Origin of the sequence: Streptomyces sp. NBC_00086, from assembly GCF_026343255.1 — a bacterium.
Taxonomy (GTDB): Bacteria; Actinomycetota; Actinomycetes; order Streptomycetales; family Streptomycetaceae; genus Streptomyces.
Window position 1 is genome coordinate 1,416,237 of sequence record NZ_JAPELZ010000001.1, and the last position, 24,273, is coordinate 1,440,509.

Annotated in this window: 21 protein-coding genes; 10 read left to right on the plus strand and 11 right to left on the minus strand. The window is 71.1% G+C overall.

The features are described 5' to 3' along the window. Positions 1-32: 32 nt before the first annotated feature. Together OG276_RS06385 and OG276_RS06390 are read right to left on the minus strand one after the other, a co-directional pair. Positions 33-725, minus strand: a complete 693-nt coding sequence (locus OG276_RS06385; protein ID WP_266903497.1) for an ABC transporter ATP-binding protein — start codon at positions 723-725, stop codon at positions 33-35. Then, positions 722-1,810 carry an ABC transporter permease gene (locus tag OG276_RS06390; RefSeq protein ID WP_266903498.1) on the minus strand — a complete coding sequence of 363 codons (1,089 nt, stop codon included), beginning with the start codon at positions 1,808-1,810 and terminating at the stop codon, positions 722-724. Before OG276_RS06390 ends, OG276_RS06385 begins: the two co-directional genes overlap by 4 nt. A gap of 134 nt (positions 1,811-1,944) precedes the next feature. Between OG276_RS06390 and OG276_RS06395 the strand changes: the two genes are divergently transcribed. Together OG276_RS06395 and OG276_RS06400 are read left to right on the plus strand one after the other, a co-directional pair. Beyond that, the gene (locus OG276_RS06395) at positions 1,945-3,174 is read left to right on the plus strand and encodes a sensor histidine kinase (RefSeq protein ID WP_266903499.1); all 1,230 of its coding nucleotides are present in this window, start codon (positions 1,945-1,947) and stop codon (positions 3,172-3,174) included. Further along, positions 3,171-3,806 carry a response regulator transcription factor gene (locus OG276_RS06400; protein ID WP_250740518.1) on the plus strand — a complete coding sequence of 212 codons (636 nt, stop codon included), beginning with the start codon at positions 3,171-3,173 and terminating at the stop codon, positions 3,804-3,806. Before OG276_RS06395 ends, OG276_RS06400 begins: the two co-directional genes overlap by 4 nt. Before the next feature lie 226 nt (positions 3,807-4,032). Here OG276_RS06400 and OG276_RS06405 read toward each other — a convergent pair whose 3' ends face one another. Then, positions 4,033-5,526: a PLP-dependent aminotransferase family protein gene (locus OG276_RS06405; protein ID WP_266903500.1), complete on the minus strand. Its 1,494-nt coding sequence runs from the start codon at positions 5,524-5,526 to the stop codon at positions 4,033-4,035. Positions 5,527-5,743: 217 nt separating this feature from the next. Here OG276_RS06405 and OG276_RS06410 point away from each other — a divergent pair, with 217 nt between their 5' ends. The 4 genes from OG276_RS06410 (at position 5,744) to OG276_RS40780 (ending at position 10,804) form a co-directional block, all read left to right on the plus strand. Next, complete coding sequence (locus OG276_RS06410; protein WP_266903501.1) at positions 5,744-6,403, plus strand: NTP transferase domain-containing protein; 660 nt, start codon at positions 5,744-5,746, stop codon at positions 6,401-6,403. 261 nt (positions 6,404-6,664) lie between these two features. Beyond that, positions 6,665-8,284, plus strand: coding sequence for a malate synthase A (gene aceB, locus OG276_RS06415; RefSeq protein WP_266903502.1), 1,620 nt, complete (start codon positions 6,665-6,667; stop codon positions 8,282-8,284). A gap of 269 nt (positions 8,285-8,553) precedes the next feature. Further along, positions 8,554-9,765 carry a GDSL-type esterase/lipase family protein gene (locus OG276_RS06420; protein WP_266903503.1) on the plus strand — a complete coding sequence of 404 codons (1,212 nt, stop codon included), beginning with the start codon at positions 8,554-8,556 and terminating at the stop codon, positions 9,763-9,765. A gap of 67 nt (positions 9,766-9,832) precedes the next feature. Continuing rightward, positions 9,833-10,804 (plus strand): MTH938/NDUFAF3 family protein, encoded by a 972-nt coding sequence (locus OG276_RS40780; RefSeq protein ID WP_323182313.1) that lies wholly within the window; start codon positions 9,833-9,835, stop codon positions 10,802-10,804. A 25-nt stretch (positions 10,805-10,829) separates the two neighbouring features. On the opposite strand, the gene OG276_RS06435 is transcribed toward OG276_RS40780, so the two are convergent. Beyond that, the gene (locus OG276_RS06435) at positions 10,830-12,881 is read right to left on the minus strand and encodes a hypothetical protein (RefSeq protein WP_266903504.1); all 2,052 of its coding nucleotides are present in this window, start codon (positions 12,879-12,881) and stop codon (positions 10,830-10,832) included. 113 nt (positions 12,882-12,994) lie between these two features. Here OG276_RS06435 and OG276_RS06440 point away from each other — a divergent pair, with 113 nt between their 5' ends. Beyond that, the gene (locus OG276_RS06440) at positions 12,995-14,056 is read left to right on the plus strand and encodes an Lrp/AsnC family transcriptional regulator (RefSeq protein WP_266903505.1); all 1,062 of its coding nucleotides are present in this window, start codon (positions 12,995-12,997) and stop codon (positions 14,054-14,056) included. Between the two features lie 294 nt (positions 14,057-14,350). On the opposite strand, the gene OG276_RS06445 is transcribed toward OG276_RS06440, so the two are convergent. From OG276_RS06445 to OG276_RS06475, 7 genes are all read right to left on the minus strand, one after another. Further along, entirely contained in the window at positions 14,351-15,652 is a 1,302-nt protein-coding gene (locus tag OG276_RS06445) for a nucleobase:cation symporter-2 family protein (RefSeq protein WP_323182403.1), read from the minus strand. A 499-nt stretch (positions 15,653-16,151) separates the two neighbouring features. After that, complete coding sequence (locus OG276_RS06450) at positions 16,152-17,555, minus strand: 8-oxoguanine deaminase (RefSeq protein ID WP_266885243.1); 1,404 nt, start codon at positions 17,553-17,555, stop codon at positions 16,152-16,154. A 208-nt stretch (positions 17,556-17,763) separates the two neighbouring features. Next, on the minus strand, positions 17,764-18,687 hold the full coding sequence (pucL, locus tag OG276_RS06455) for a factor-independent urate hydroxylase (RefSeq protein ID WP_266903507.1): 924 nt from the start codon (positions 18,685-18,687) through the stop codon (positions 17,764-17,766). A 1-nt stretch (position 18,688) separates the two neighbouring features. Then, positions 18,689-19,081 (minus strand): hydroxyisourate hydrolase, encoded by a 393-nt coding sequence (gene uraH / locus OG276_RS06460; RefSeq protein ID WP_250740538.1) that lies wholly within the window; start codon positions 19,079-19,081, stop codon positions 18,689-18,691. A gap of 8 nt (positions 19,082-19,089) precedes the next feature. After that, complete coding sequence (gene uraD, locus OG276_RS06465; protein ID WP_266903508.1) at positions 19,090-19,605, minus strand: 2-oxo-4-hydroxy-4-carboxy-5-ureidoimidazoline decarboxylase; 516 nt, start codon at positions 19,603-19,605, stop codon at positions 19,090-19,092. Positions 19,606-19,759: 154 nt separating this feature from the next. Beyond that, positions 19,760-20,158, minus strand: a complete 399-nt coding sequence (locus OG276_RS06470) for a helix-turn-helix domain-containing protein (RefSeq protein WP_266903509.1) — start codon at positions 20,156-20,158, stop codon at positions 19,760-19,762. After that, positions 20,155-20,412, minus strand: a complete 258-nt coding sequence (locus tag OG276_RS06475) for a hypothetical protein (protein ID WP_266903510.1) — start codon at positions 20,410-20,412, stop codon at positions 20,155-20,157. The genes OG276_RS06470 and OG276_RS06475 overlap by 4 nt, the downstream gene beginning before the upstream one ends. Positions 20,413-20,538: 126 nt before the next feature. Between OG276_RS06475 and OG276_RS06480 the strand changes: the two genes are divergently transcribed. The 3 genes from OG276_RS06480 (at position 20,539) to OG276_RS06490 (ending at position 24,040) form a co-directional block, all read left to right on the plus strand. Further along, complete coding sequence (locus OG276_RS06480) at positions 20,539-21,372, plus strand: TIM barrel protein (RefSeq protein ID WP_243339126.1); 834 nt, start codon at positions 20,539-20,541, stop codon at positions 21,370-21,372. A gap of 74 nt (positions 21,373-21,446) precedes the next feature. Beyond that, entirely contained in the window at positions 21,447-22,337 is an 891-nt protein-coding gene (locus OG276_RS06485; protein ID WP_266903511.1) for a 2-hydroxy-3-oxopropionate reductase, read from the plus strand. Between the two features lie 245 nt (positions 22,338-22,582). Next, positions 22,583-24,040, plus strand: a complete 1,458-nt coding sequence (locus tag OG276_RS06490) for a catalase (RefSeq protein ID WP_266912575.1) — start codon at positions 22,583-22,585, stop codon at positions 24,038-24,040. The last annotated feature ends 233 nt before the right edge of the window (positions 24,041-24,273 follow it).

Sequence of the window (24,273 nt, forward strand, 5' to 3'; positions counted from 1 at the left end):
TCGAGGGGGTACCGGGGCCTTCCTCGTACGCCCTACGGCGCCGGGACCGGCTCCACACCCTGAGTGAGGCGGCCGTCCGTCATCGTCGTGGTGCGGTCCATCCGCTCCAGGTGCGCGTGGTCGTGGGTGACCAGCACCGTGGCGGTGGAGCGCTCCCGGGTGAGGGTGACCAGCAGGTCCAGGATCGCGGCGCCGCGCTCGTGGTCCAGGGCGCTGGTGGGCTCGTCGACCAGCAGCACGGCCGGCTCGTTCATCAGGGCGCGGGCGATGTTGATCCGCTGGCGCTGCCCCCCGGAGAGCTGGTGCGGCCGCTTGTCGGCCTTGTCGGCCAATCCCACCGCGTCCAGCAGCTCCAGGGCCCGCCGGCGCAGGGCGCGCGCGGGCCGGCCGGAGAGGTGGGCCATGACCTGCAGCTGTTCGGCGGCGGTGAGCGAGGCCAGCAGGTTCGGCTGCTGGAAGACGATGCCGATCTTCTCCCGGCGCAGCGCCGACTTCTCGCCCGGGCCGAGCGTCGAGGTGTCCTGCCCGGCCACCACCACCCGTCCCGCGTCGGGCGTGACGAGGGTGGCGGCGACCGCCAGCAGGCTGGACTTCCCGGAACCGGAGGGGCCGACCACCGCCGTCAGGGTGCCGGCCGGCACCTCCAGGCCGACCGCGTCCAGCGCGGTGAGGCGGCCGTCGCCGTCCGGGTAGGTGAGCGTGACGTCGTGCACGAGCAGGGTCATCGGGCGCTCCCGAGAGCGGTCAGGGGGTCTACGGCGGTGATCCGCCGGATGGACAGGGCCGCGCCCAGCGCGCCGAGCGCGATCATGACGGCGGCCGGGACCAGCACGGTGGCGGCGTCGAGCACGAAGGGCACGTCCCCGCCGCTGATCAGGGCACCGAAGCCGGCCGCGAGCGCGGTGCCCGCACCGGTGCCGAGCGCCAGCATCACCACGGCCTGCCCAAGGGCGTCCTTGAGGAGGTACGGGGTGGAGGCACCCAGTGCCTTCAGCACGGCGATGTCCCCGCTGCGCTGGATGGTCCACACGGTGAAGAAGGCTCCTATGACCAGGGCCGAGATGGCGAAGAGGAACCCGCGCATCAGCTGGAGCGAGCCGTTCTCGGAGGTGTAGGAGCCGATCGCGCTCAGCGCCCCGTCGATGGTCTGCGCCTCGGTGCCGGTGGCCTCGTCCCCGGCCGCCCAGTCGACGCCGGAGCCGTCCAGGGCGACGACGGTGGCGAGGGTGTCGATGGAGGTGCCGGGGTTCCCGACGCGCTGCCAGTCGTTGAGGTCCATCCAGACGACCGGGGTGTGGCTGTAGGCGGCGGTGCCGGAGACCGCGGCCACGGTCAGCTCGACCTGGCCGATCCTGATCCTGCCTCCGGCGGTCAGCCCGCCGAGCTCCTTGGCGGCCTTCTCCGTGAGGACCACCTGTCCCTGGGCGAGCCCGCTCCCCCGGGGCGCCAGGGATCCCGCCGGATCCACGCCGAAGACGGACACGCCCGCCGTGCGCTCACCGGAGACGACGTTGGTGGTGCGGATGCCCAGCGGCTGCGCCGAGGTCACCCCCGGCTGCTCCCGCCAGGCCAGCCAGGCCTTCTCGGGCACCTGGGAGTTGGTGAAGGAGACCTTCTGGTCCCCGGCGGGCGCGGCGAACGCGAGGCGGGTGGTGGCGGGCAAGCCGGTGATGGCCGAGATGTTCTCCCGGGCCAGGCCGGCGGTGAGCCCGGACAACAGGCCGACCAGCAGCGTGATCAGCAGTACCACCGAGCCCATCAGGGCGAAGCGGCCCTTCGCGAACCGTAGATCTCTCCATGCGACGAACATGTTCCCCACCTTGGTCTTCCCCGTGGACACAAGGCATCGCGCCACAGTAGGGATCCTCGTATCGAAGGGCGCACCAAGACATCAATCCTTTGGTTGACCGGCGCCCCCGGACCCGGACTTACGCTGGTCAGGCCATGACCGCTCACCTCCCGCCCCCCACGCCCGGTGCCCCCGCCGACCCCGGCGCCCGCGCCCTCACCCCCGTCTCCCGCGTCCTGCGGCTGTGCCTGCACGCGCTGCTCTTCGGCCTGCTCGCCCTCGCCGCCGGGCGGGCCGTCGCCGACTCCGCGCCGCGCGCGGGCTGGGTGGTCGCGGCCTGCGCGCTGCTGGCCGCCGTGTACCTCGCGGGCGTACGGACCCCCGCGGTGCACAGCTCGGCGCGCGCCGGGGCGGTGTGGCTGGCCGCCCTGGGCGCGGCCTGGGCCGCGCTGCTCGTGGTCTCCCCCGACGGGCTGTGGATCGCCTTCCCGCTGTACTTCCTGGAGCTGCACCTGCTGCGGCTGCGCTGGGGCGTGACGGCCGTCACGGTCACCGCCTGTGCGGCGATCGCCGGCTTCCTCGCACACAGCGGCGCGGTGACCCCGGGAGCCTTCCTGGGGCCGCTGCTGGGCGGGGCCGTGGCGGTGGCGACCGTACTGGGCTACCAGGCGCTGTACCGGGAGAGCGAGCGGCGCCGCGAGCTGATCGAGGAGCTCATCACGACCCGGGCCGAGCTGGCCGCGGCCGAGCGGAGCGCCGGGATCCTGGCGGAGCGGGAGCGGCTGGCCAGGGAGATCCACGACACCCTGGCGCAGGGCCTGTCCTCCATCCAGCTCCTCCTGCGGGCCGCCGAGCGCGGTCTGCCCGAGGACTCGGCGGCCCTCGCGCACATCGGCCGGGCCCGGGAGGCCGCGCAGGAGAACCTCGCCGAGGCACGGCGCTTCGTACGGGCCCTCACGCCTCCGGACCTGGAGCACGGGTCGCTGCCGGCGGCGCTGGAACGCTTGTGCTCGGGGGCTCCGGGCCCCCGGGTCCGGTTCTCCCTGAGCGGCACCGCGCGCCCCCTCCCGACCCCCTACGAGGTGGCCCTGCTGCGGATCGCGCAGTCGGCGCTGGCCAATGTGGTGCGGCACGCCGGGGCCGGGCGCGCCGAGATCACCCTGACCTTCATGGACTCCTCCGTGACCCTGGACATCGTCGACGACGGCAAGGGCTTCGACCCCGGCGCGGCGTCCGCCGCCCCCTCGGACGGCGGCGGCTTCGGCCTGCCGGCGATGCGCTCGCGGGCCGAGAGCCTCAGCGGCCTGTTCACGGTGGAATCCGCCCCGGGCCAGGGCACCGCCGTGGCCGTCACCCTTCCCCTGCCCGCGGAGACCCTGTCATGACGATCCGGCTGCTCCTCGCCGACGACCACCCGGTGGTCCGGGCCGGGCTGCGCGCGGTACTGGACACGGAGCCGGACTTCGAGGTGGTGGCGGAGGCGGCGACGGCGGAACGCGCGGTGGAGCTGGCCCGCTCCGCCGGGGTCGACGTGGTCCTGATGGACCTCCAGTTCGGCCCCGGCGGCGGCATGCACGGCTCGGCGGCCACGGCCCTGATCACGGCCGGGTCCCCGTCCCCCCGGGTGCTGGTCCTGACCACGTACGACACGGACGCGGACATCCTGGCGGCGGTGGAGGCGGGCGCCTCGGGCTACCTCCTCAAAGACGCCCCGCCGGAGGAACTGGCGGCGGCGGTCCGCACCGCGGCGGCCGGCCAGTCCGCGCTGGCCCCGGCGGTGGCGCTGCGCCTGATGGACCGCATGCGGACCCCGGCGGAGGCCCTGACCAAGCGGGAACTGGAGGTCCTCCAACTGGTCGCAGACGGCCTGTCGAACCAGCAGATCTCCAAACAGCTCTTCCTCAGCCAGGCCACCGTCAAATCCCACCTGGTCCACATCTACGCAAAACTGGGCGTCGACTCCCGCACCTCGGCAGTAGCCGCGGCGGCCACCCGCCGCCTGATCCGCACGCCGTAGCAATTCCAGCGGTCCGGCGTTCGAGGACCGGCGTCCGGGGCGCAGCCCCGGGGGGTCCGGGGCACAGCCCCGGGGGGTCCGGGGCACAGCCCCGGGGGGTCCGGGGCACAGCCCCGGGGAACGGTGGAAGGGCGGGTAGGGGACTCCGCCCCGCAGGGCCCACCCACCCGCACCGGGGGCCGGGGCCCGCCGGCCCGGGGCGCGGGGCGCGGGGCCGCGGGCCCCGCTAAGCCACCCAGTACGGCCGCTCCACCGCCGAAGGCAGCGGCACGCCCCCGTGAAAGGCCTCCGCCAGTCTCCGTACGCCCTCGTCCAGCCGGTCCGCCGACAGGGTGTACGGGATCCGCAGCCGGTGCTCGAAGGTCCCGGGGTCCACCCCGAACCGCGCGCCCCGCCCGATGATGACCCCGGCCGCCGCCGCCCGGTCCGCCAGCGCGGAGCTGACCGGCTCCCCCAGGTCCACCCAGAGCGAGAGCCCGCCCGGCGGAACGTGCCAGGACCACTCCGGGGTGTGCCGCTCCAGCGAGGCGATCAGCGCCGCCCGCTGCCCGCGCAGCCGCTCCAGCCGGGCGGGCAGCGTCCGCTCCAGGCCCTCCAGCAGGGGCAGCGCCACCAGCTGGTCCAGGACCGAGCCGGTCATGTCGGCCGCCACCCGTACCGCCGTGAGCTCCGTGATCATCTTGGCGGTGGCCCGGATCCACCCGACCCGCAGCCCGCCCCAGTGGGTCTTGCTCAGCGAGCCGATGGTCATCACGTGATCGGCCCCGCCGGGCCCGCCCGGCGCCAGCGAGGCCAGCGGGGCGGGCGCCGGCACGTCGAGCGCGATGTCGGCGATGGTCTCGTCGACCACCAGCCAGGTCCCGGTCCGCCGGGTCGCCGCCAGCAGCCGCAGCCGCTGTTCCTCCGGCATCAGCGCGCCCGTCGGGTTGTGGAAGTCGGGGATCACGTACGCGAGCCTCGGCACGGTCTGGCGCAGCGCGGACTCGGCGATCTCCAGGTCCCAGCCCGCGTCGGAGACGGCGATCGACCCGGTGCGCAGCCGCGCGTGGCGCAGGGCGTCCAGGGCGTTGGCGTAGGTCGGGTTCTCGGTCATCACCCGGTCCCCGGGCCGGCACAGCAGACTCACCACCAGCGCGAACGCCTGCTGCGCGCCCGCCGTGACAAGGATCTGCTCGGGGCGGGTCGCCAGTCCCCGCCGGGTGAACCGCTCGGCTATGGCGGTCCGCAGGTCGGGCAGCCCGAAGGGGTGGTAGCCGGGGCTGCGGGCGAAGGCCGGGAGTCTGGGCGCGGCCCAGGCCACCGCGTCGGTGAGGCTGTCCTCGGGGGCGCCCATGGCGGCGATGGCGAGGTCGATGCCGGGATCTCCGTCGGCGCTGTAGCCGCCGGCGCCGACGATGGCGTGCGCGCCGACCGGGCGGTGGCCTTCGGGGAGCTCGGTCCAGGTCCCGGAACCGCGGCGGCTGCGGACGTAGCCGCTCTCGCGCAGGAGGTCGTAGGCGCCGGTGACGGTGGCCCGGCTGGCGCCGACCGCCTCGGCGAGCTCGCGTTCGGCGGGCAGGCGCACGTGCAGGGCGATCCGGCCGTCGAGGATCAGGGTGCGGACGGCGTCGGCCAGGGCCCGGTAGCCGGGGCGGGCCAGTACCTCCGCCGGGAGCAGGGCCGCGAGCTGGCGGCTGCCGATCATTCTGTCCGCCGTCTGGACCACTCGCCCGTTTGCCATGCCAACCTCCCCTGATTGGCTCTGCCGGCCAGGCCAATCCGGGTCCAGACTCGCTGCATTGGCCGCCGATTGGCAAGGAGATGCCGCCGATGTTGACCGACCGTGACGAACGGGCCCTGCTCACCGCCACCGAGAACCGGATCGCCGACCCCCTGCGCGTGGGGGCCGCGCTGGCCGCCGTACGGCGCCTCCTGCGGCGCGAGCGAGAATCGGTGACATGTCACCCCGCAACAGCACACCCGACCAGCAACGCAACCAGCAGTCCGCCGCGGCGGGCGCCGGCTCCGCTCCCCCGGTGATCGCCGGCCTGCTCCTCGCGGCCGGCGGCGGCCGTCGCCTGGGCGGCCACCCGAAGGCCCTGCTGACCTATCGGGGCCGCCCGCTGGTGGAGAACGCCGTACGGGTCCTGCGCGAGGCGGGCTGCGGCCCGCTGCACGTGGTGCTCGGCGCCTCCGCGGCCGAGGTGCGCGAGCGCGCCGACCTGAGCGGCTGCGTGGTGACCGACAACCCGGACTGGGCCGAGGGCATGGGCTCCTCCCTGCGGGTCGGCCTCGCCTCACTGGCCGGTACGGGCGCCGGGGCGGCCCTGGTCTCCCTGGTGGACCAGCCGGGCATCGGCCCGGAGGCGGTGGCCCGGGTCCGGGCCGCCTACCGCTCCCCGGCGAGCCTGGTGGCGGCGGCCTACGACGGCGAGCGCGGGCACCCGGTGCTCTTCGGGGCGGACCGCTGGCCGGACATCGTGGCGACGGCCACGGGCGACAAGGGCGCGCGGGTGCACCTCGCGGCGCACGCGGCGGAGCTCACACTGGTCGAGTGCGGGGACATCGCGGAGGCCTTCGACATCGACACCCCTCCCGACCTGGCACGACTTGCCTGAGCGGGCTGTGACCGCGATGGCACTGAGGGCCACGAGGAAGGGGTCGAGAAGCGGAATCTGTCGACTCAGAGAATCTCGACATCAACAAACCATTGAACTTCCACCATGAGGAAATTACTATCCACTGGTCAGAAGCGCCCTGAACCCCAGACGGCGCCCGCGACCGTATCCCGGAACTCTCCACACCCGACGGCACTGCGTGCCGTCCAGCGCGAGCATTCCCCGCGGCCGCCAGGCACCGCCGCTGAAGGAGTGACAGATATGTCCGCACCAGCGCCGTCATCGCTGGCCATCGTCGACGCCGAGCCCCTGCCCCGGCAGGACGAGGTCCTCACCGAAGCGGCTCTCGCCTTCGTGGCCGAGCTCCACCGGCGGTTCGCCCCCCGTCGTGCCGAGCTCCTCGCCCGCCGCTCCGTGCGCCGCGCCGAGATCGCCCGCACTTCCACGCTCGACTTCCTCCCGGACACCGCACAGGTCCGCGAGGGCGACTGGAAGGTGGCGCCGGCCCCGGCCCCGCTGAACGACCGCCGTGTGGAGATCACCGGCCCCACGGACCGCAAGATGACCATCAACGCCCTGAACTCGGGCGCCAAGGTCTGGCTCGCCGACTTCGAGGACGCCTCGGCTCCCACCTGGGAGAACGTGGTCCTCGGCCAGCTCAACCTGATCGACGCCTACGAGCGCCGCATCGACTTCACCGACGCCCGCACCGGCAAGGCGTACGCCCTCAAGCCCGCCGAGGAGCTCGCCACCGTCGTGATGCGCCCCCGCGGCTGGCACCTGGAGGAGCGCCACCTGCAGTTCGAGGGCGGCCCGGCCTCCGGCTCGCTCGTGGATTTCGGCCTGTACTTCTTCCACAACGCCAAGCGCCTCATCGCGCTCGGCAAGGGCCCGTACTTCTACCTGCCGAAGACCGAGTCCCACCTGGAGGCGCGCCTCTGGAACGAGATCTTCGTCTTCGCCCAGGACTACGTCGGCATCCCGCAGGGCACCGTCCGCGCGACCGTCCTGATCGAGACGATCACGGCCGCGTACGAGATGGACGAGATCCTCTTCGAGCTGCGCGACCACGCGGCGGGCCTGAACGCCGGCCGCTGGGACTACCTCTTCTCCATCGTCAAGAACTTCCGTGACGGCGGCGAGAAGTTCGTCCTGCCGGACCGCAACGCGGTGACGATGACGGCGCCCTTCATGCGGGCGTACACCGAACTCCTCGTCAAGACCTGCCACAAGCGCGGCGCGCACGCCATCGGCGGCATGGCGGCCTTCATCCCGTCCCGCAAGGACGCCGAGGTCAACAAGGTCGCCTTCGAGAAGGTCAAGGCCGACAAGGACCGCGAGGCCGGCGACGGCTTCGACGGCTCCTGGGTCGCCCACCCCGACCTGGTCCCGATCGCGATGGCCTCCTTCGACGCCGTGCTGGGCGAGAAGCCCAACCAGAAGGACCGCCTCCGCGAGGACGTCTCCGTCGCGGCCGGCGAGCTCATCGCGATCGACTCCCTCGACGCGAAGCCCACGTACGACGGCCTGCGCAACGCCGTCCAGGTCGGCATCCGCTACATCGAGGCGTGGCTGCGCGGCCTCGGCGCCGTCGGCATCTTCGGCCTGATGGAGGACGCCGCCACCGCCGAGATCTCGCGCTCGCAGATCTGGCAGTGGATCAACGCCGGCGTGGTCTTCGAGAACGGCAAGCTCGCCACCGCCGACCTCGCCCGCGAGGTCGCGGCCGCCGAACTCGCCGCGATCCGCGCCGAGGTCGGCGAGGAGGCCTTCACCTCGGGCAAGTGGCAGCAGGCCCACGACCTCCTCCTCCAGGTCTCCCTGGACACGGACTACGCGGACTTCCTGACCCTCCCCGCGTACGACCAGCTCATCGGCTGACACCCCGTCTTCGGCTGAAACGCACAGCAGCCGAAACGTCCACGACAGCGCCCCCGAGGCCTTTTGGCTCCGGGGGCGCTGTCGTGCGTCCGGGCCGGCTCCGGCCGGTTCCGGCCCGTTCCAGCCGAACGACCGATCGGTTGTTACTTGTTCGTAACTTGCCTGTACCTAGCGGTAACAACGCGCGGGGTGGCACCTTTCCGATTGCCACCGGCCGGAGGTAACCCCCACTTACCCAGCCATGCGCCGGAGTTGTTCCTGGCTCCCGCATGGCCGACCGCAGGAGTTCCGCAGTGATCGGATTCCGCAACGACAGCATGGACCGGGCCCGTCGGGTGCGACGACTGGCCGGGATCGGGACGGCGGCGGCGCTCGGCGCCGGGGCCCTGGTCGCCGGAGGGGCCGGGACGGCCGTGGCCGGGCCGGGGAACGGACCCACCGCCGTGGTGTCCCTCGGCGACAGCTACATCTCCGGCGAGGCCGGACGCTGGAAGGGCAACAGCCTGACCAACAGCGGGAACCGGACCGGGACCGACCGGGCCTGGGTGAGCGGCAGCTCCTACGACCCCGGCAAGGTCTACGGGGCCACCGCCGGCGGCTGCCACCGGTCGGACTCCGCCGAGGTGAAGAGCGCCGGGCCCATCGCCGACGTCGCTATCAACCTGGCCTGCTCCGGGGCCGTCTCGCAGAACGTGTTCCGCGCCTCCAACGGTGGCGTCGCCTTCAAGGGCGAGGCCCCGCAGGCCGATCAGCTCGCCGCCGTGGCCGCGAGCCACGACGTCAAGGTCATCGCGCTGTCCATCGGCGGCAACGACCTCGGCTTCGCCGACATCATCAAGGAGTGCGCGTACGACTTCGTGCTCTGGAACTCCTACTGCTACGACGACCAGCAGGAGGGCGTGAACCAGAAGATCGACGGGGTCATGGCCAACGTCGGCAAGTCCGTCGACGAGGTACGGGCCGTCATGCGCGGCGCCGGGTACGCGGACTCCTCGTACCGGATCGTGCTGCAGTCCTACCCGTCACCGATCCCGCGCGGCGCGGAGAACCGGTACACCCAGAGCGACTGGAGCCGGCTCAACACCGGCGGGTGCCCCTTCTGGAACCGGGACTCCGACTGGGCGCGGGACTCGCTCGTGCCGCAGATCGCAGGACGGCTCAAGGCCGTCGCCGCGGCCAAGGGCGCGCAGTTCCTGGACCTGAAGGACATGATGCAGGGGCGCGAGGTGTGCGCGAAGGCGAGCAAGCAGGTGACCACCGCGGCGCCGGCCTCGGCGAAGACCAGCGAGTGGGCACGCTGGATCGACAGCAGCGAGACGCAGGGGCTGGTCCAGGAGTCCATGCACCCGAACCACTTCGGACAGCTCGCGGCCGGTCGCTGCCTGGCACTGGCCGTGGCCCAGCCGGCGAGCAGCGGCTTCGGCTGCAAGAACACCGCCGGGGCCGACCAGAGCGGGATGTACCTGACCCCCGCGCCGTAGCGCCGAAGGTGCGGCCCTCCCGTTAATTCGGGTGATCGCGGGCGGTGCCGGCTGGGATGCTCCGGGCATGACCTCAGTCGGCACCTCCCGCTCCGCCCGTCCGCCCCGGCCCAGCCTCTACATCTCCGTCGACATCGAGGCCGACGGGCCCATCCCCGGGCCGTACTCGATGATCAGCTTCGGGGCCGCCGTCGCGGGGCGGCAGGACGGCGCTTCGTATACGGCCGCCGATCCCGAACAGGACACCTTCTACCGGGAGTTGCGCCCGATCAGCGAGGCGTACGTACCGGAGGCGCTGGCCGTCAGCGGGCTGGACCGGGACCGGCTGCTCCGGGAGGGGGCCGAACCGGCGCTCGCCATGGCGGAGTTCCGGTCATGGGTGCGGAAGGTCTCGGCGGGGGCGCAGCCGGTGATGTGCGCCTACCCGGCCTCCTTCGACTGGACCTTCCTGTACTGGTACTTGATGAGCTTCGGCGGCGACAGCCCGTTCGGGCACTCCGGTTGCCTGGACATGAAGACCCTGTACGCGGCCAAGGCCCGGGTCCCGCTCCGCGCAGCCGTCAAGGGGCGGATGCCGAAGGAGCTCCTCTCGCGCCGCCCGCACACCCATCACGCGCTGGACGACGCGGTCGAGCAGGCCGAGCTGATGAGCAACCTGATGGCGTGGACGCCGCCCGCCCGCGCCCCTCTCGTCACGCACCTCTCCTGGGGCCGCATGGAGGTCGAGGGGCTCCCGGCAGGGAAGGACTTCGTGCTGTACCCGGGTGGTGGCCGCGCCTGGGACTGGGGCCGGCACGGCACCCGGCACGAGCCGGGAATCCAGCCCGGCGATGTGGCCGAACTCCTCGACCGGGGCTGCACGGTGGTCGTCCTCAGCCGCGGGATGGAGCTGCGGCTCCACACCGCGCCCGAGACGCTGCGGCTGCTGCGGGATGCCGGGGTGGAGGTCCACACCGAGGAGACGACCGCCGCGGTCGCGCTCTACAACCGGCTGGCCGCGACCGAGCGCGTGGGCGGGCTCTTCCACTCGACCTGCTGAGAGATGCCCCCTTGAACTCCGCGTCTCAGCCGGCCAGTTCCGGCAGCAGCTCGCGCAGTGGCGTCCGGGCGCCGGAGGTGTAGGCCGCGCGGAAGGCCTGGGGGGTGAGGCGGGTGCGGACCGTGTGCTGGGCGCGGGGGGCGCAGGCCGCGTGCGGGCGGGTGCGGGAGACCGCGCCGAGGAGGCGGGCGGCCTCTGCGTAGCGGCCCTGGTCCGCCTCCAGTTCGGCGAGGAGTTCCACCGACAGGGCCTGCCCGAGCGTGTCGTCCAGCGCGAACTGGGTCCGTAGCGCGCTCAGCAGTTCGCGGCGGGCCAGCGCCGGGCGGCCCTCGTGGCGCTGGACCAGGGCGTGGGCGTAGCTCACCCAGGAGCGGGCCCACAGGTCGGCCGGGAGGTCCGGCGCGCCGTCCGGCGGGCCGTCCTCGACCGGGACCGAGGCCGGGTCCGTGCGGGCGAGCGCCAGCGTGTGCGCGGCCCGCAGGGCTTCCCGGCCGGGGCCGAACTCGGGATCGGCCGGCAGGGCTTCCAGGGCGTCCCGGTACTCCGCCGCGGCGTCTTCGTGCCGCTCCTCCCACAGCGCGATCGTCCCGCGCAGGTGCGCGAGGTAGGCCAGGCAGGCGTCCTCCCCCTCGTGTACGGCCGCGGTCCACGCCTCCACCATCAGGGGATCGGCGCCGTCCGCCTCGCCGAAGGCGGCGACCAGCCAGGCCGCGAGCCACAGCGCCCGGGCGGGCCGGGGCGCGGGGTGCACGGCCAGGGCCCGTTCCACGTGTCTGCGCCCCTCCGCCGGCATCCCGCAGGCGGACCACAGGAACCACAGGGACACCACGATCTCCAGGGCCGCCCCCGGCCCTCCGGCGGCCAGCGGGTTCATCGCCGCGCGCAGCTCGGGGAGTTCCCGCAGGGCGAGGGCGCGCGCTTCCCGCTGCGCGCCGGCGCGCCACAGCTGCGCGGCCCGCTCCGCCACCACCCGGCAGCGCTCGCGGTGGCGCCGGGCCGTCGTCGCGCCGTCCCCGGCCGCTCCGTGCGCGAGCCGCCGGGCCGCGTACGCCCGTACGGACAGCGGCAGCCGGTAGCGGCCCGGCCCGGCGTCCGCGAGCAGGCCCGGGGCCAGCCGGAGCAGCGCATCGACGGCCGTGTCCGCCGTGAGCGCCCCGAAGCCGCACACCTCGGCGACGGCCGCCCTGTCGAAGGAGCCCGCGAAGACGGAGAGCCGCTCCCAGAGCAGCCGTTCGGCGGGGGTGGCCAGCCGCAGCGAGCGTTCGGCGTCGACCCGGGTGCTGCGGCCGGCGCCGCCGGCGAGGAAGCCCAGCGGATCGGAGCCGAGTCTGCGCAGCGCCTGCGCGGGCGCGTACTGGTGCGAGCGCCCCGCCGCGAGCTCCAGCGCGCCGGGGATCCCGTCGAGCGCCCGGCACAGCGCGGCCACGGCGCCCGCGTTGCGGTCGGTCAGCTCGAAGAAGGGGTCGGCTCCGCGCGCCCGTTCCTCGAAGAGCCGTACGGCCGCGTAACCGGCGACGTCGGCCACCGGGAACCGCCGGCTGGGGTCGGGCGCGGCCTGTCCCGGCAGGGCCGACAGCGCGGCGGGCAGCGGCTGGACGGAGGGCGCGGTAGGCACCGACAGCGGCGGTACGGCGAACACCACTTCCCCCGGGAGCCGCAGCCGCCGCTGCGAGGTGGCCAGAATCCGCAGCCCCGGCAGGCGCCGCAGCAGCTCGGCCGCGAGCCCCGCGCCGGCCTCCCCGAGCTGTTCGCAGCCGTCGAGCACCAGCAGCGCCTCACGCCCCGCGAGGCGCTCCGCGAGCTCCGCTCCGAGGCGGTCCCAGCACCGCTCGGGCAGGGCACCCAGCTCCGCCCAGACGGTGTCCAGCCCGTCCCTGTCGCCCAGGGTGCGGACGGTGCGCACCGCGAGCCGGGTCTTGCCGATGCCGGCCGGTCCGGTGAGCGTGACCAGGCGCTGCGTGGCGAGCAGGGAGGCGAGGGCCGTGAGCTCCCGCTCCCGCCCGATGAAGCTCGACAGTTCGGCGGGCACCGCCTGCCGCACGCCGGAACCGGCCTTCCCCACACGTCCTCCAGCCATGTCCGACCCGTGCGCGCCCGTCATGTGGTCAACAGTTGAACGCACAAAGAGAGATGATCGGCTCATAATCCCGTTGTCCCGTCACCGACCGGGAGAACCACCAAGGGGAGGGTATGAACTCGGCCATTTCCGCCATCGACGACACGGACCGGGCACTGGTCCACGCACTCCAGCTCGCACCCCGCGCGAGCTGGGAGCTGCTGGGTCCGGTCCTCGGCGCGCGCCCGGACACCCTGGCGCGCCGCTGGGAGCGGCTCACCGGGTCCGGCGAGGCGTGGCTGAGCGGACTCGGGCTGCGCACCGGCGTCACGAAGCCCTGCATGGCGTGGGTGGAGGTCACGTGCACCGCGGGCACCTCGCCCTCGGTGGGGGACGTCCTCGTGGCGGATCCGCACGCCCTGGGGGTCGAGCACACCACCGGGGGCCGGGACCTGCTCGTCTTCGTGGCCGTACCCGACCTGCCCACGCTGTACTCGTACCTGTCCGCCCGGGTGCAGCGGATCCCCGGCGTGATCGGCACCCGCAGCTCGATGGTGACGGCGGTGCACTACGCCCCCGACCGCTGGCGCCTGGACCAGCTGACCCCGGCCCAGATCGGCCTGCTGACCAGGCGGACCCGGCGGCCGGTGGCTTCCGCCGGCCCGGACCGGCCGGCGGTGGCGCCGCTCCAGGAGGAGGACCGGTCGCTGGTCCTGGCCCTGGCCTCGGACGCGCGGCGCAGCGTGGCCTCGCTGGCGCGGGAGTTCGAGATGAGCGAGTCGACGGTACGGCGCCGGCTGGCGCGGCTGGAGGGCGGTCTGAGCCTGCGCTACAGCTGCGCGCTGGCCTCCGGGCTGTCGGGCTGGCCGGTGTCGGCGACGCTGTGGGCGGAGGCGTCGGAGTTCGAGCTCGCCGACTGCGCGGCGGTCGCCGCGGGGCTGCGCGAGACCCGTACCTGCATGTCCGTCAGCGGCCCCTGGAACTTCATGATCAGCGCCAGGCTGCGCACGGTGGAGGACCTCTCCCGCTACACGGCGGAGCTCACCCGGCGCCTGCCGGGCCTGCGCATCACGGACTCGGCGGTGGCCCTGCAGGTCCGCAAGACGGAAGCCCAGGAACTGGACCGCCGCGGCCACCGCGTACGTACGGTCACCCCGGACATCTGGTCGGACCCGGTTTCCACGGACACTGCCTGAGCCCCTCGCCGGGGCTCGGGAGGGCAAATCCAGCCCCGCCGGCGTTTGAGGCGCGGGGTCCGGGGCGGAGCCCCGGGGACCTCGGCCGGAGCCGGCCCGCACGCCACCGCACCACCCCGTCCCGCCAACGCGTACGGCGGTGCGGACGCCAACCCCGCAGTGGGTGACGTACGCACCGCCGTATCCCGCGCACGGGCCGGGCAGAGCCCGCTCGCCGCGCGCCGACCGGGACCGGCCCGGTCAGTGCACCGACCGGGACCAGCCCGGTCAGTGCGCCGGCCGGGACCGGCCCGGTCAGTGCACCAGTACCGGATCCGGAGCGGCCGCGGCCGATCCCTTCCTGGCACCGAGGTGGTTGAAGGCGAGGTTCAGCGCGATGGCCACGACGCAGCCGGTGCTGATGCCGGAGTCGAGGACGACCAGCAGGTCCTCGGGGAAGGCGTGGTAGAAGTTGGGGGCCGCGATCGGGATCAGGCCGATGCCGAGCGAGGCGGCGACGATCAGGGCGTTCTCGCCCTTCTCCATGGCCGCGCCGGCCAGGGTCTGGATGCCGCTGGCGGCCACCGAGCCGAAGAGGACGATGCCCGCGCCGCCGAGGACCGGCAGCGGTACGACTCCGATGACGGAGGCGGCGATGGGACACAGGCCCAGCAGGATCAGGATGCCGCCGCCGGCCGCGACGACGAACCGGCTGCGGACCTTGGTCATGGCGACCAGCCCGATGTTCTGTGCGAAGGCACTGCACATGAACCCGTTGAACAGCGGACTGAGCGCACTGCCCAGGGTGTCGGCGCGCAGGCCGCCCTCGATGGTCTTCGCGTCCGCCGGACGGCCGACGATCTTGCCCAGGGCGAGGATGTCGGCGGTGGACTCGGTCATGCACACCAGCATGACGATGCACATGGAGATGATCGCGGCGACCTGGAACTGCGGCGCCCCGAAGTGGAACGGCGTCGGGAAGCCGACGAGGTCGGCGTTCCGTACGGCGTCGAAGTTCGTCATGCCCAGCGGCAGCGCTATGAGCGTTCCCACGACCAGGCCGAGGAGGATGGAGATCTGCTGGAGGAAGCCGCGCAGGAACTTGCGCATCAGCAGGACGATCGCGAGGGTGACGGCGGCCATGGCGATGTTCTTCATCGAGCCGTAGTCGGTGGCGGTGCTGTTCCCGCCCTGCGACCAGTTGAAGGCCACGGGGAGCAGTGAGACGCCGATCAGGGTGATGACCGTACCGGTGACGACCGGTGGGAAGAACCGGACCAGTTTTCCGAAGTACGGGGCGGCGAAGAAGCCGAGGATTCCGGCGACGATGATCGCGCCGAAGATGATCGGGATGGCGTTGTCGCCCTCTCCCTTCCCGATGGCGATCATCGGGGTCACACCGGCGAAGGAGACGCCGTTGACGAAGGGGAGCTTGGCGCCGATCTTCCAGAACCCGAGGGTCTGGAGGAGGGTGGCGAGCCCTGCGGTGAAGAGCGAGGCGCCCATCAGGAAGGCGGTCTCGGTGGCGGAAAGGCCTACGGCCGGGCCGACGATCATGGGCGGGGCCACTACACCCGCGTACATGGCGGCCACGTGCTGGAGACCGCTGGTGAACATTTTCAGCGGGGGCAAGGTCTCGTCGACCGGGTGCTTCACCCCTGCGTCGCCTTCGGCCTGCGGTACTGCGACTGCGTCTTTGCGAAACCTGGGCGCCTGGGCCACGGCTTCCTCCGAACTGTTTAACACGCCGGCAGGGACGTGATGTGTCTGGGAGGTGGTGCGAAAGCTGTGCGAGTCGAGCCTGTATGGAGTTGTGGGTGCTGCGAATGCTTGTCCCAAGGGGTGCGGAAACGATTCGCCCGAGGCGTTTCCACGCGGTGGCGTCCGAAGAGCCGCCGGTCAGGAAGTCGAAAGAGAGCTGGAGGTGCCGTAGCGGCGGCGCGGTACACGAGCTGCGGGGCACGTGGCACGAACTGCTGAGCGACCGGCACGATTCACCGCCCCCGGGGCGCCCTCGGAAAAACCTCGGGCGCTACCCGGGAACGGCTGCCGCGAACCCCGCTCGGGTCCGCGGCCGCCGGCCGGGGGCCGTCCCCCCCGGCCGGACTCCGTGGGATCAGGCCTGCGCGGAGATCCGCGCGAGGCGCTGGGCCTCTTCCCGAGTGGACACCGCGATGGCGTCCTCGTCGGCGAAGAGCAGACGGTTGTTCTCGACGATCTGCTTGCCGTTGACGAACGACGCGGTGACCGGGGCCGCCGCACCGAAGACCAGGGCGGTGACCGGGTCGGCGATCGAGGAGTGCAGGAGGGTGTTCAGGTTCCAGAGCACCAGGTCGGCGCACTTGCCGACCTCCAGCGAACCGATGTTCGAGGCGCGGCCGAGGACCTGGGCGCCACCGAAGGTACCGAGGCGCAGGGCCTGACGGGCGTTCAGGGCACGCTCGCGGTGGACCGGGTTCAGACGGTTGATCAGCAGCGCGTTGCGCAGCTCGGTGTGCAGCTCACCGGACTCGTTCGAGGCGGTGCCGTCCACGCCGAGGCCGACCGGGACACCGGCGGCGAGCATGTCCGGGACGCGGGCGATGCCGGCGGCCAGACGGGCGTTGGAGGACGGGCAGTGCGCGACGCCGGTCTTGGTACGGGCGAACGCGGCGATGTCGGAGTCGTTCATGTGGACGCTGTGCGCCATCCACACGTCCTCGCCGAGCCAGCCGGTCGACTCGAAGTAGTCGGTCGGGCCCATGCCGAACAGTTCCTTGCAGAACTGCTCTTCCTCGACGGTCTCCGAGCCGTGCGTGTGCATGCGCACACCCAGGCGGCGGGCCATCTCGGCGCCCTGCTTCAGCAGCTCGGTGGAGACCGAGAAGGGGGAGCAGGGGGCGACGGCGACCTGGGTCATCGCGTCGAAGGAGGAGTCGTGGTACTTCTTCACGGTCGCCTCGGTGTCCGCCAGGGCACCTTCGAGGGTCTCGACCGCGTGGTCCGGCGGCAGGCCGCCGTCCTTCTCGCTGCGGTCCATCGAACCGCGGGCGAGGGTGAAGCGGACGCCCATCTCGGACGCGGCGCGGATGATCGACCCGGAGAGGTCACCCGAACCCTTGGGGAAGACGTAGTGGTGGTCCATCGCGGTGGTGACGCCACCCTTGGCCATCGCGGCGAGGGAGCCCTGCGCGGCCGTGTACGTCATCTGCTCGTCGATGCGCGCCCACGTCGGGTACAGCGCGACCAGCCAGTTGAAGAGGTTGTGGTCGGTGGCCAGACCACGCGTGATCCACTGGTAGAAGTGGTGGTGCGTGTTGACCAGACCGGGGGTCACGAGGTGCCCGGTGCCGTCGATGCGGCGGACGACGTTCTCGAGGTTCTCGGGGGCCTTGCCCGCACCGACGAACTCGATCTTGTTACCGGCGAGCACCACGTGACCCGAGGCGTACTCGGTGTCGTTGGCGTCGACGGTCGCAATCGCACAGTTTTCGATGACGATGCGCTCTACGGCGCTGTCATTGGCTGCCGATGCTGCCATGGGACTTCCTCGTGCTTTCAGTGGCGGTGCGGGCACGGCAAAACCCAGGGGATTTGAGTGCCGGAGCCGGGGGCCTTGACAGCTGACAGTACTGCCGCCCCGTGTGGTGCGTCCGGGTGCCGATTCAGGAAGTTGAAAGTGTTGAGAGCGCTGACGGGTGTCGCGCCGCCCCGGGGCCACTGCGGAGCCCCGGGACGGGCGTGCCACATCAGAGGTTGGTCATGTCCACGGGGATACGGGCGTCTACGCCGTCGCGGAGGACCGTCGCCTCGATCAGACCGTACGGGCGGTCCGCGGCGAAGTAGACCTCGTTGTCGTTCTTGAGACCGAAGGGCTCGAGGTCGACGAGGAAGTGGTGCTTGTTCGGGAGCGAGAAGCGAACCTCGTCGATCTCCGAACGGTGGTTGATGATGCGCGAACCCATCTGGTACAGGGTCTGCTGCAGCGACAGGGAGTAGGTCTCCGCGAAGGCCTGCAGCATGTGCTTGCGGGTCTCGGCGTAGGACTTCTCCCAGTTGGGCATCCGCTGGTCGTCGTCCGACCAGTTGAAGCGCCAACGGGCCGACACCTGGGTGGCGAGGATGCGGTCGTACGCTTCCTTCAGGGTCGTGTACTTGTCCTTCACGTAACCCCAGAACTCGGAGTTCGTGGAGTTCATGACGACGAGGTCCTTGAGGCCGGAGATGACCTCCCAGTTCTTGCCGTCGTACGTGATCTGGGTGACCCGGGTCTCCATGCCCTCGCGGACGAAGGAGTGGTTCACCTCGTCGGAGCCGATGAACTTGGAGTTCGCGTCCGAGGTCGCGATCCGGGACCAGGAGTACTCCTCGATCCGGATGCGGGCCTTCTGGATCGGCTCCTGGCTGTTGACGAACCAACGCGCCAGGTGGATGCCGAACTGCTCGGCGGACTCGATGCCGTACTCCTTGGCGAACGCGTACACCGTGTTCTTGGTGGTGTCCGTCGGCAGGACGTTGGCGTTCGAGCCGGAGTAGTGGACGTCGTCCATGTCGCCCGAGAGGGCGACCGAGACGTTCAGGTCCTTGATGTGGTGGGTGTCGCCGTCCCGCGTGATCTTGACTACGCGGTTCTCTGCTTTGCCGTACTGGTTCTGGCCCAGAATGGTGGCCATGCTAGCTCCCTCGGTAAACGGAGTAGCCGAACGGGTTGAGCAGCAGCGGTACGTGATAGTGCTCGCCCGGGTTCACCGCGAAGGTGATGGTGACCTCGGGGAAGAACGCACCGCTGTCCCTTACGCGGGGGGCGTCCTGCTGTGCCTCGGCGGCTTGCTTCTTGGAGAAGTACGTCTCGGTCTCGAAGTCGAGGCGCACGTGGGTGGTGCCCTCCGGCAGGGCCGGCAGGTCCTTGCAGCGCCCGTCGGCATCGGTGGCGGATCCGCCCAGGGCCGCCCACTCGCCGTCGAGACCCGTACGGGCCGACAGGGAGATCGCGACGCCTTCGGCGGGCTTTCCGATGCTGGTGTCCAGGATGTGCGTGGACACCGACGCGGTGGTCTCAGTGCTCATGCTCGGTCTTACTCTCCTTCTACGGATTCCACGAGACGGGTCAGGCGGATCCGGTTGATCTTGACGAGCTCGCCACGAGCGATTTCCCGCTCCTGTTCCGGCGAGTTCTCGATCCGGACCTTGACCGCGTCCCGCATGAACTCACCGGTCGCACCGGTGGCGCAGATGAGGAAGACGTGGCCGAACTTGTCCTGGTAGGCCAGGTTCAGTTCGAGGAGCTCGGTCTTGAGCTCCTCCGAGGCACCGGCCATGCCGCGCTGCTCGCGGGCGGAGGTCGGGTCTCCCGGCTTCGGCCGGCCGATCGGCGCGTGGCCGCCCATCGCCTCGCCCAGGTCCTCCGCGGTGAGCTCGGCCATGGCGGCCTCGTTCGCGGAGAACAGGGTGTCGACGCTGGTGAAGGGGCGCTGGGCGAGCAGCTTGCCGCCCCATGCCGAGCTGGCGCACACCTCGTGCAGCTCGGCCGTGGCCTCGCTGTCGTCCAAGGCGTTGAACCGGGTGAGACCCGGGGTCGGACTCGAAGTCACGGTAGGCCTCCGTGGCCTGTTGTTGCTTTGACGGGCTGCGCATAGCTAACGCCCTCGACAACACGGCGTCAACACTTTGTTGAAACTTCCCGTACACAAAAGCCGCCGCCCGGGTGAATTGGGCGGCGGCTCGTCACGGTGGGTCAATCAGGATTCACTCTTGGTTGGTCCCGGCGGACCCTTTGGGGGTGCTTGAGTCCCGGTTCAGGTAGTTGTAGACCGTGAAGCGGCTTACGCCCAGGGCTCCCGCGACCGTTTCCACACCGTGCCGGACCGAGAAGGCGCCGCGCGCCTCCAGTATCCGTACGACGTCCTGCTTGGACTTCCGGTCGAGCTGGGACAACGGTACGCCGTGCCGGCGCTCCAGGGCCGCCAGGATGTGATCCAGCGAGTCGGAGAGCTGCGGCAGCCGCACGGCGAGCAGGTCCTGCCCCTCCCAGGCGAGCACGACGTCGTCGGGCTGGGCCAGGGACGGATCCATCAGCTCGCCGCCCATCGCGTCCACCAGCGGCTTGACCGCGGCGACGAAGGGGTGGTCCCGGGGCTCGGTCATGGCGTCTCCTCCCCGGCCCTGATCACGTTGACCTGGAGCGAGACGCGCGTGGCTCCGGCCTCCAGGGAGTTGCGCAGCAGCGCGGCGACCGCGGTCAGCACCGCTTCGGACTCCCCCTCGGCCGTGTTGCCGAACGGGCCGACATCCACCGCGTCCAGCTGGGCCGTCTGGATGACCTCGCGAGCGGCTACGGCATGGGCAGGGGCCTCTTCTAGATCGAAGGGCTCGGTCGTGAACTCCACTCTCAATCGCACGCCGCTCAAGCTACCTGGCAGTCCGGACTTTTCGGGAGGCGGCACTTGACAAGCGGGCCGCCCTGCTTGCAGTCTTCCATCAGGCAGAAACTAACTTCCGCAATACGGAAGGAGCGCACACCCCTCATGGGATACACGGACCAGCGCTTCGATGTAAATCTTTCGATCCTCTTCACGGAACTCCCGCTCCTGGAGCGTCCCGCGGCTGCCGCCGCAGCGGGCTTCACGGCGGTCGAGCTGTGGTGGCCCTGGATCGAGACCCCCACCCCCGCTCAGGAGGAGCTCGACGCCCTCAAGACCGCTCTTGAGGACGCCGGCACCCAGCTGGTGGGCCTGAACTTCTACGCCGGCCAGCTGCCGGGTCCGGACCGCGGTGCGGTCTCGGTTCCCGGTGAGGAGTCGGAGCGCTTCAACGCCAACATCAACGTGGCTGCGGACTTCGCCGCCTCGGTCGGCTGCAAGGCGCTGAACGCCCTCTACGGCAACCGCGTCGAAGGCGTGGACCCGGCCGTTCAGGACGAGCTCGCGCTGAAGAACCTGGTCGTGGCGGCTCAGGCCGCGGACCGCGTCGGCGCGATCCTCCTGATCGAGACCCTGAACAAGCCCGAGTCGCCGCTCTACCCCCTGGTGAGCGCCCCGGCCGGCATCGAGGTAGTGGACAAGGTGAACGAGGCCACCGGCCTCGGGAACGCCAAGTTCCTGCTCGACCTGTACCACCTGGCGATGAACGATGAGGACCTCTCCGAGGTCATCGAAAAGTACGCCGCCAAGACCGGACACGTCCAGATCGCGGACAAGCCCGGACGAGGTGCCCCCGGCACCGGCGAGCTGCCCCTCGAAGAGCTGCTCGACCAGCTCCAGAAGGCCGGCTACCAGGGCTTTGTCGGTCTCGAGTACAAGGCCGCCGACGCCGCCGCCTCCTTCGCATGGCTGCCGGCCGAGGCCCGCGCCGCGAAGTAAGCGGAAAAGTCCGGGCGAACAGCCAGGCACCTGACGAACTTTTCGTACGAAGCATTAAGAGAAGGACCCTCATCATGAGCAACCTCCCCAAGATCGCGTGGATCGGTCTCGGCATCATGGGCTCCCCCATGGCCGAGAACCTCCTGAAGGCCGGCTACTCGGTCACCGGCTTCACGCTGGAGCAGGACAAGCTGGACCGCCTCGCCGCGGCCGGTGGCGGCGCCGCCGGTTCGATCGCCGACGCGGTCAAGGACGCCGACGTGATCATCACGATGGTGCCCGCCTCCCCGCAGGTCGAGGCCATCTCCTACGGTGAGAACGGCATCCTCGAGAACGCCAAGTCCGGCGCGCTGATCATCGACATGTCGTCGATCACCCCGCAGACCTCGATCGACCTGGCGAAGAACGCCGCCGCCAAGGGCATCCGCGTCATCGACGCCCCGGTGTCCGGTGGCGAGGCCGGTGCCATCGAGGCCGTCCTGTCGATCATGGTGGGTGGCGAGCAGGCCGACTTCGACGAGGCCCTCCCGATCCTCGAGGCCCTCGGCAAGGTCATCGTCCTGTGCGGCCCGCACGGCTCCGGCCAGACGGTGAAGGCTGCCAACCAGCTCATCGTCGCGGTGAACATCCAGGCGTGCGCCGAGGCCGTCGTCTTCCTCGAGAAGTCGGGCGTGAACCTCGAAGCCGCTCTGGACGTGCTCAACGGCGGTCTGGCCGGCTCCACGGTCCTGACCCGCAAGAAGGCCAACTTCCTGAACCGCGACTTCAAGCCCGGTTTCCGGATCGACCTGCACCACAAGGACATGGGCATCGTCACCGACGCCGCCCGCAACGTCGGTGCGGCCCTCCCGGTCGGCGCGGTCGTCGCCCAGCTGGTCGCCTCGCTGCGCGCCCAGGGTGACGGTGGCCTGGACCACTCCGCGCTGCTGCGCGCGGTCGAGCGCCTCTCCGGCGCCCAGATCTGAGCTCCGCTCGGATAGGCGGCCCCCTCAGCGGGCCGCCACCCGCCCCGCTCGCGGGGCCCTGAGTTTCCGGATGGTGCCGGTGCTGACACCTGTCCTGTCGCGCCCAAGTGCCGGCACCGTCCGGATTACCTCTCCCTCCACTCTTTCTTTCAACAAACTGTTGACGTCGAGTTCATGCCGAAATTAGGCTGTTCCGCATGACGGAAGACGGATTCCGTCAGCAGTTCCCCGTACGGAAGGTCACCATGTCGAAGCGCACGCTGACGACCGAGTCTGGCGCCCCGGTCGCCGACAACCAGAACTCCGCTACCGCCGGCGTCGGTGGCCCCCTGCTGATCCAGGACCAGCAGCTCCTGGAGAAGCTCGCCCGCTTCAACCGCGAGCGCATCCCGGAGCGCGTGGTGCACGCCCGCGGTTCCGCCGCGTACGGCCACTTCGAGGTGACCGACGACGTCACCGCGTACACCAGCGCCGCGTTCCTGAACACGGTCGGCAAGAAGACCGAGACCTTCCTGCGGTTCTCCACCGTCGCCGACTCGCTGGGTGGCGCTGACGCCGTCCGCGACCCGCGCGGCTTCGCGCTGAAGTTCTACACCGAAGAGGGCAACTACGACCTCGTCGGCAACAACACCCCGGTGTTCTTCATCAAGGACCCGATCAAGTTCCCCGACTTCATCCACTCCCAGAAGCGCGACCCCTTCACGGGCAAGCAGGAAGCGGACAACGTCTGGGACTTCTGGGCGCACGCCCCCGAGGCGACGCACCAGATCACCTGGCTGATGGGTGACCGCGGTATCCCGGCGTCGTACCGTCACATGAACGGCTACGGCTCCCACACGTACCAGTGGACCAACGCCCAGGGCGAGGCCTTCTTCGTCAAGTACCACTTCAAGACGAACCAGGGCATCCGCTGCCTGTCGGGCGAGCAGGCCGCCGAGCTCGTCGGCTCCGACGCCAACTCGCACCAGACCGACCTGCTGCAGGCCATCGAGCGCGGTGTGAACCCGAGCTGGACCCTGTACGTCCAGGTCATGCCGGCCTCCGAGGCCGCGGACTACCGCTTCAACCCGTTCGACCTCACCAAGGTGTGGCCGCACAGCGACTACCCGCTGCAGCGCGTGGGCCGTCTGGTCCTCGACCGCAACCCGGACAACGTCTTCGCCGAGGTCGAGCAGGCCGCGTTCTCCCCGAACAACTTCGTCCCGGGCATCACCGCCTCGCCGGACAAGATGCTCCAGGGCCGCCTCTTCGCGTACGCCGACGCCCAGCGCTACCGCCTCGGTGTGAACCACACCCTGATCCCGGTCAACGCTCCGAAGGCGACGAAGGCCGACAACTACGGCCGCGACGGTGTCATGGCGCTGCGCAACGGCTCGCGCTACGACAAGAACTACGAGCCCAACTCGCACCAGGGTCCGGCCGAGACCGGTCTGGCGCTGGGCGCCCCGAAGGCCGTCTCCGGCTACACGGGCACCCACGAGGCTCCGGCCCACACCAAGGACGACGACTTCTTCCAGGCCGGTGAGCTCTACCGCCTGATGTCGGAGGCCGAGAAGCAGCGTCTGGTGGCGACCATCGCCGGCGGCCTGTCTCAGGTCACCCTCGAGGACGTCATCGAGAAGAACCTGGCTCACTTCCACGCCGCGGACGCCGACTACGGCAAGCGCGTCGAGGAGGCCGTCCGCGCCCTGCGCGACGCCTGAGCCCCAAAGCTGCGCCGGGATCCTGACGGGAGGTCAGGATCCGGGTGCTGAGCCCACACTGCGGACCCGGATGAGGGGTGGTACGCGGTGAGGGCAGGACGAGGACCGTGGCGAGCGTGCGAGCCAGTGCGGTGGTAATGGGTTCCGAGGCCCGTCTCTTGACCTGAGGGAGACGAAGCCGGAGTTCTCGTCGCCGCTCGCCGCGGTCCCAGCCAAATTCACTCCTCTCTATA

Coding starts and splice junctions, on each gene's coding strand:
- OG276_RS06385 (WP_266903497.1), bottom strand. CDS start 725: ATGACCCTGCTCGTGCACGACGTCACGCTCACCTACCCGGACGGCGAC.
- OG276_RS06390 (WP_266903498.1), bottom strand. CDS start 1,810: ATGTTCGTCGCATGGAGAGATCTACGGTTCGCGAAGGGCCGCTTCGCC.
- OG276_RS06395 (WP_266903499.1), top strand. CDS start 1,945: ATGACCGCTCACCTCCCGCCCCCCACGCCCGGTGCCCCCGCCGACCCC.
- OG276_RS06400 (WP_250740518.1), top strand. CDS start 3,171: ATGACGATCCGGCTGCTCCTCGCCGACGACCACCCGGTGGTCCGGGCC.
- OG276_RS06405 (WP_266903500.1), bottom strand. CDS start 5,526: ATGGCAAACGGGCGAGTGGTCCAGACGGCGGACAGAATGATCGGCAGC.
- OG276_RS06410 (WP_266903501.1), top strand. CDS start 5,744: ATGTCACCCCGCAACAGCACACCCGACCAGCAACGCAACCAGCAGTCC.
- aceB (WP_266903502.1), top strand. CDS start 6,665: ATGTCCGCACCAGCGCCGTCATCGCTGGCCATCGTCGACGCCGAGCCC.
- OG276_RS06420 (WP_266903503.1), top strand. CDS start 8,554: ATGGCCGACCGCAGGAGTTCCGCAGTGATCGGATTCCGCAACGACAGC.
- OG276_RS40780 (WP_323182313.1), top strand. CDS start 9,833: ATGACCTCAGTCGGCACCTCCCGCTCCGCCCGTCCGCCCCGGCCCAGC.
- OG276_RS06435 (WP_266903504.1), bottom strand. CDS start 12,881: ATGGCTGGAGGACGTGTGGGGAAGGCCGGTTCCGGCGTGCGGCAGGCG.
- OG276_RS06440 (WP_266903505.1), top strand. CDS start 12,995: ATGAACTCGGCCATTTCCGCCATCGACGACACGGACCGGGCACTGGTC.
- OG276_RS06445 (WP_323182403.1), bottom strand. CDS start 15,652: ATGTTCACCAGCGGTCTCCAGCACGTGGCCGCCATGTACGCGGGTGTA.
- OG276_RS06450 (WP_266885243.1), bottom strand. CDS start 17,555: ATGGCAGCATCGGCAGCCAATGACAGCGCCGTAGAGCGCATCGTCATC.
- pucL (WP_266903507.1), bottom strand. CDS start 18,687: ATGGCCACCATTCTGGGCCAGAACCAGTACGGCAAAGCAGAGAACCGC.
- uraH (WP_250740538.1), bottom strand. CDS start 19,081: ATGAGCACTGAGACCACCGCGTCGGTGTCCACGCACATCCTGGACACC.
- OG276_RS06470 (WP_266903509.1), bottom strand. CDS start 20,158: ATGACCGAGCCCCGGGACCACCCCTTCGTCGCCGCGGTCAAGCCGCTG.
- OG276_RS06480 (WP_243339126.1), top strand. CDS start 20,539: ATGGGATACACGGACCAGCGCTTCGATGTAAATCTTTCGATCCTCTTC.
- OG276_RS06485 (WP_266903511.1), top strand. CDS start 21,447: ATGAGCAACCTCCCCAAGATCGCGTGGATCGGTCTCGGCATCATGGGC.
- OG276_RS06490 (WP_266912575.1), top strand. CDS start 22,583: ATGTCGAAGCGCACGCTGACGACCGAGTCTGGCGCCCCGGTCGCCGAC.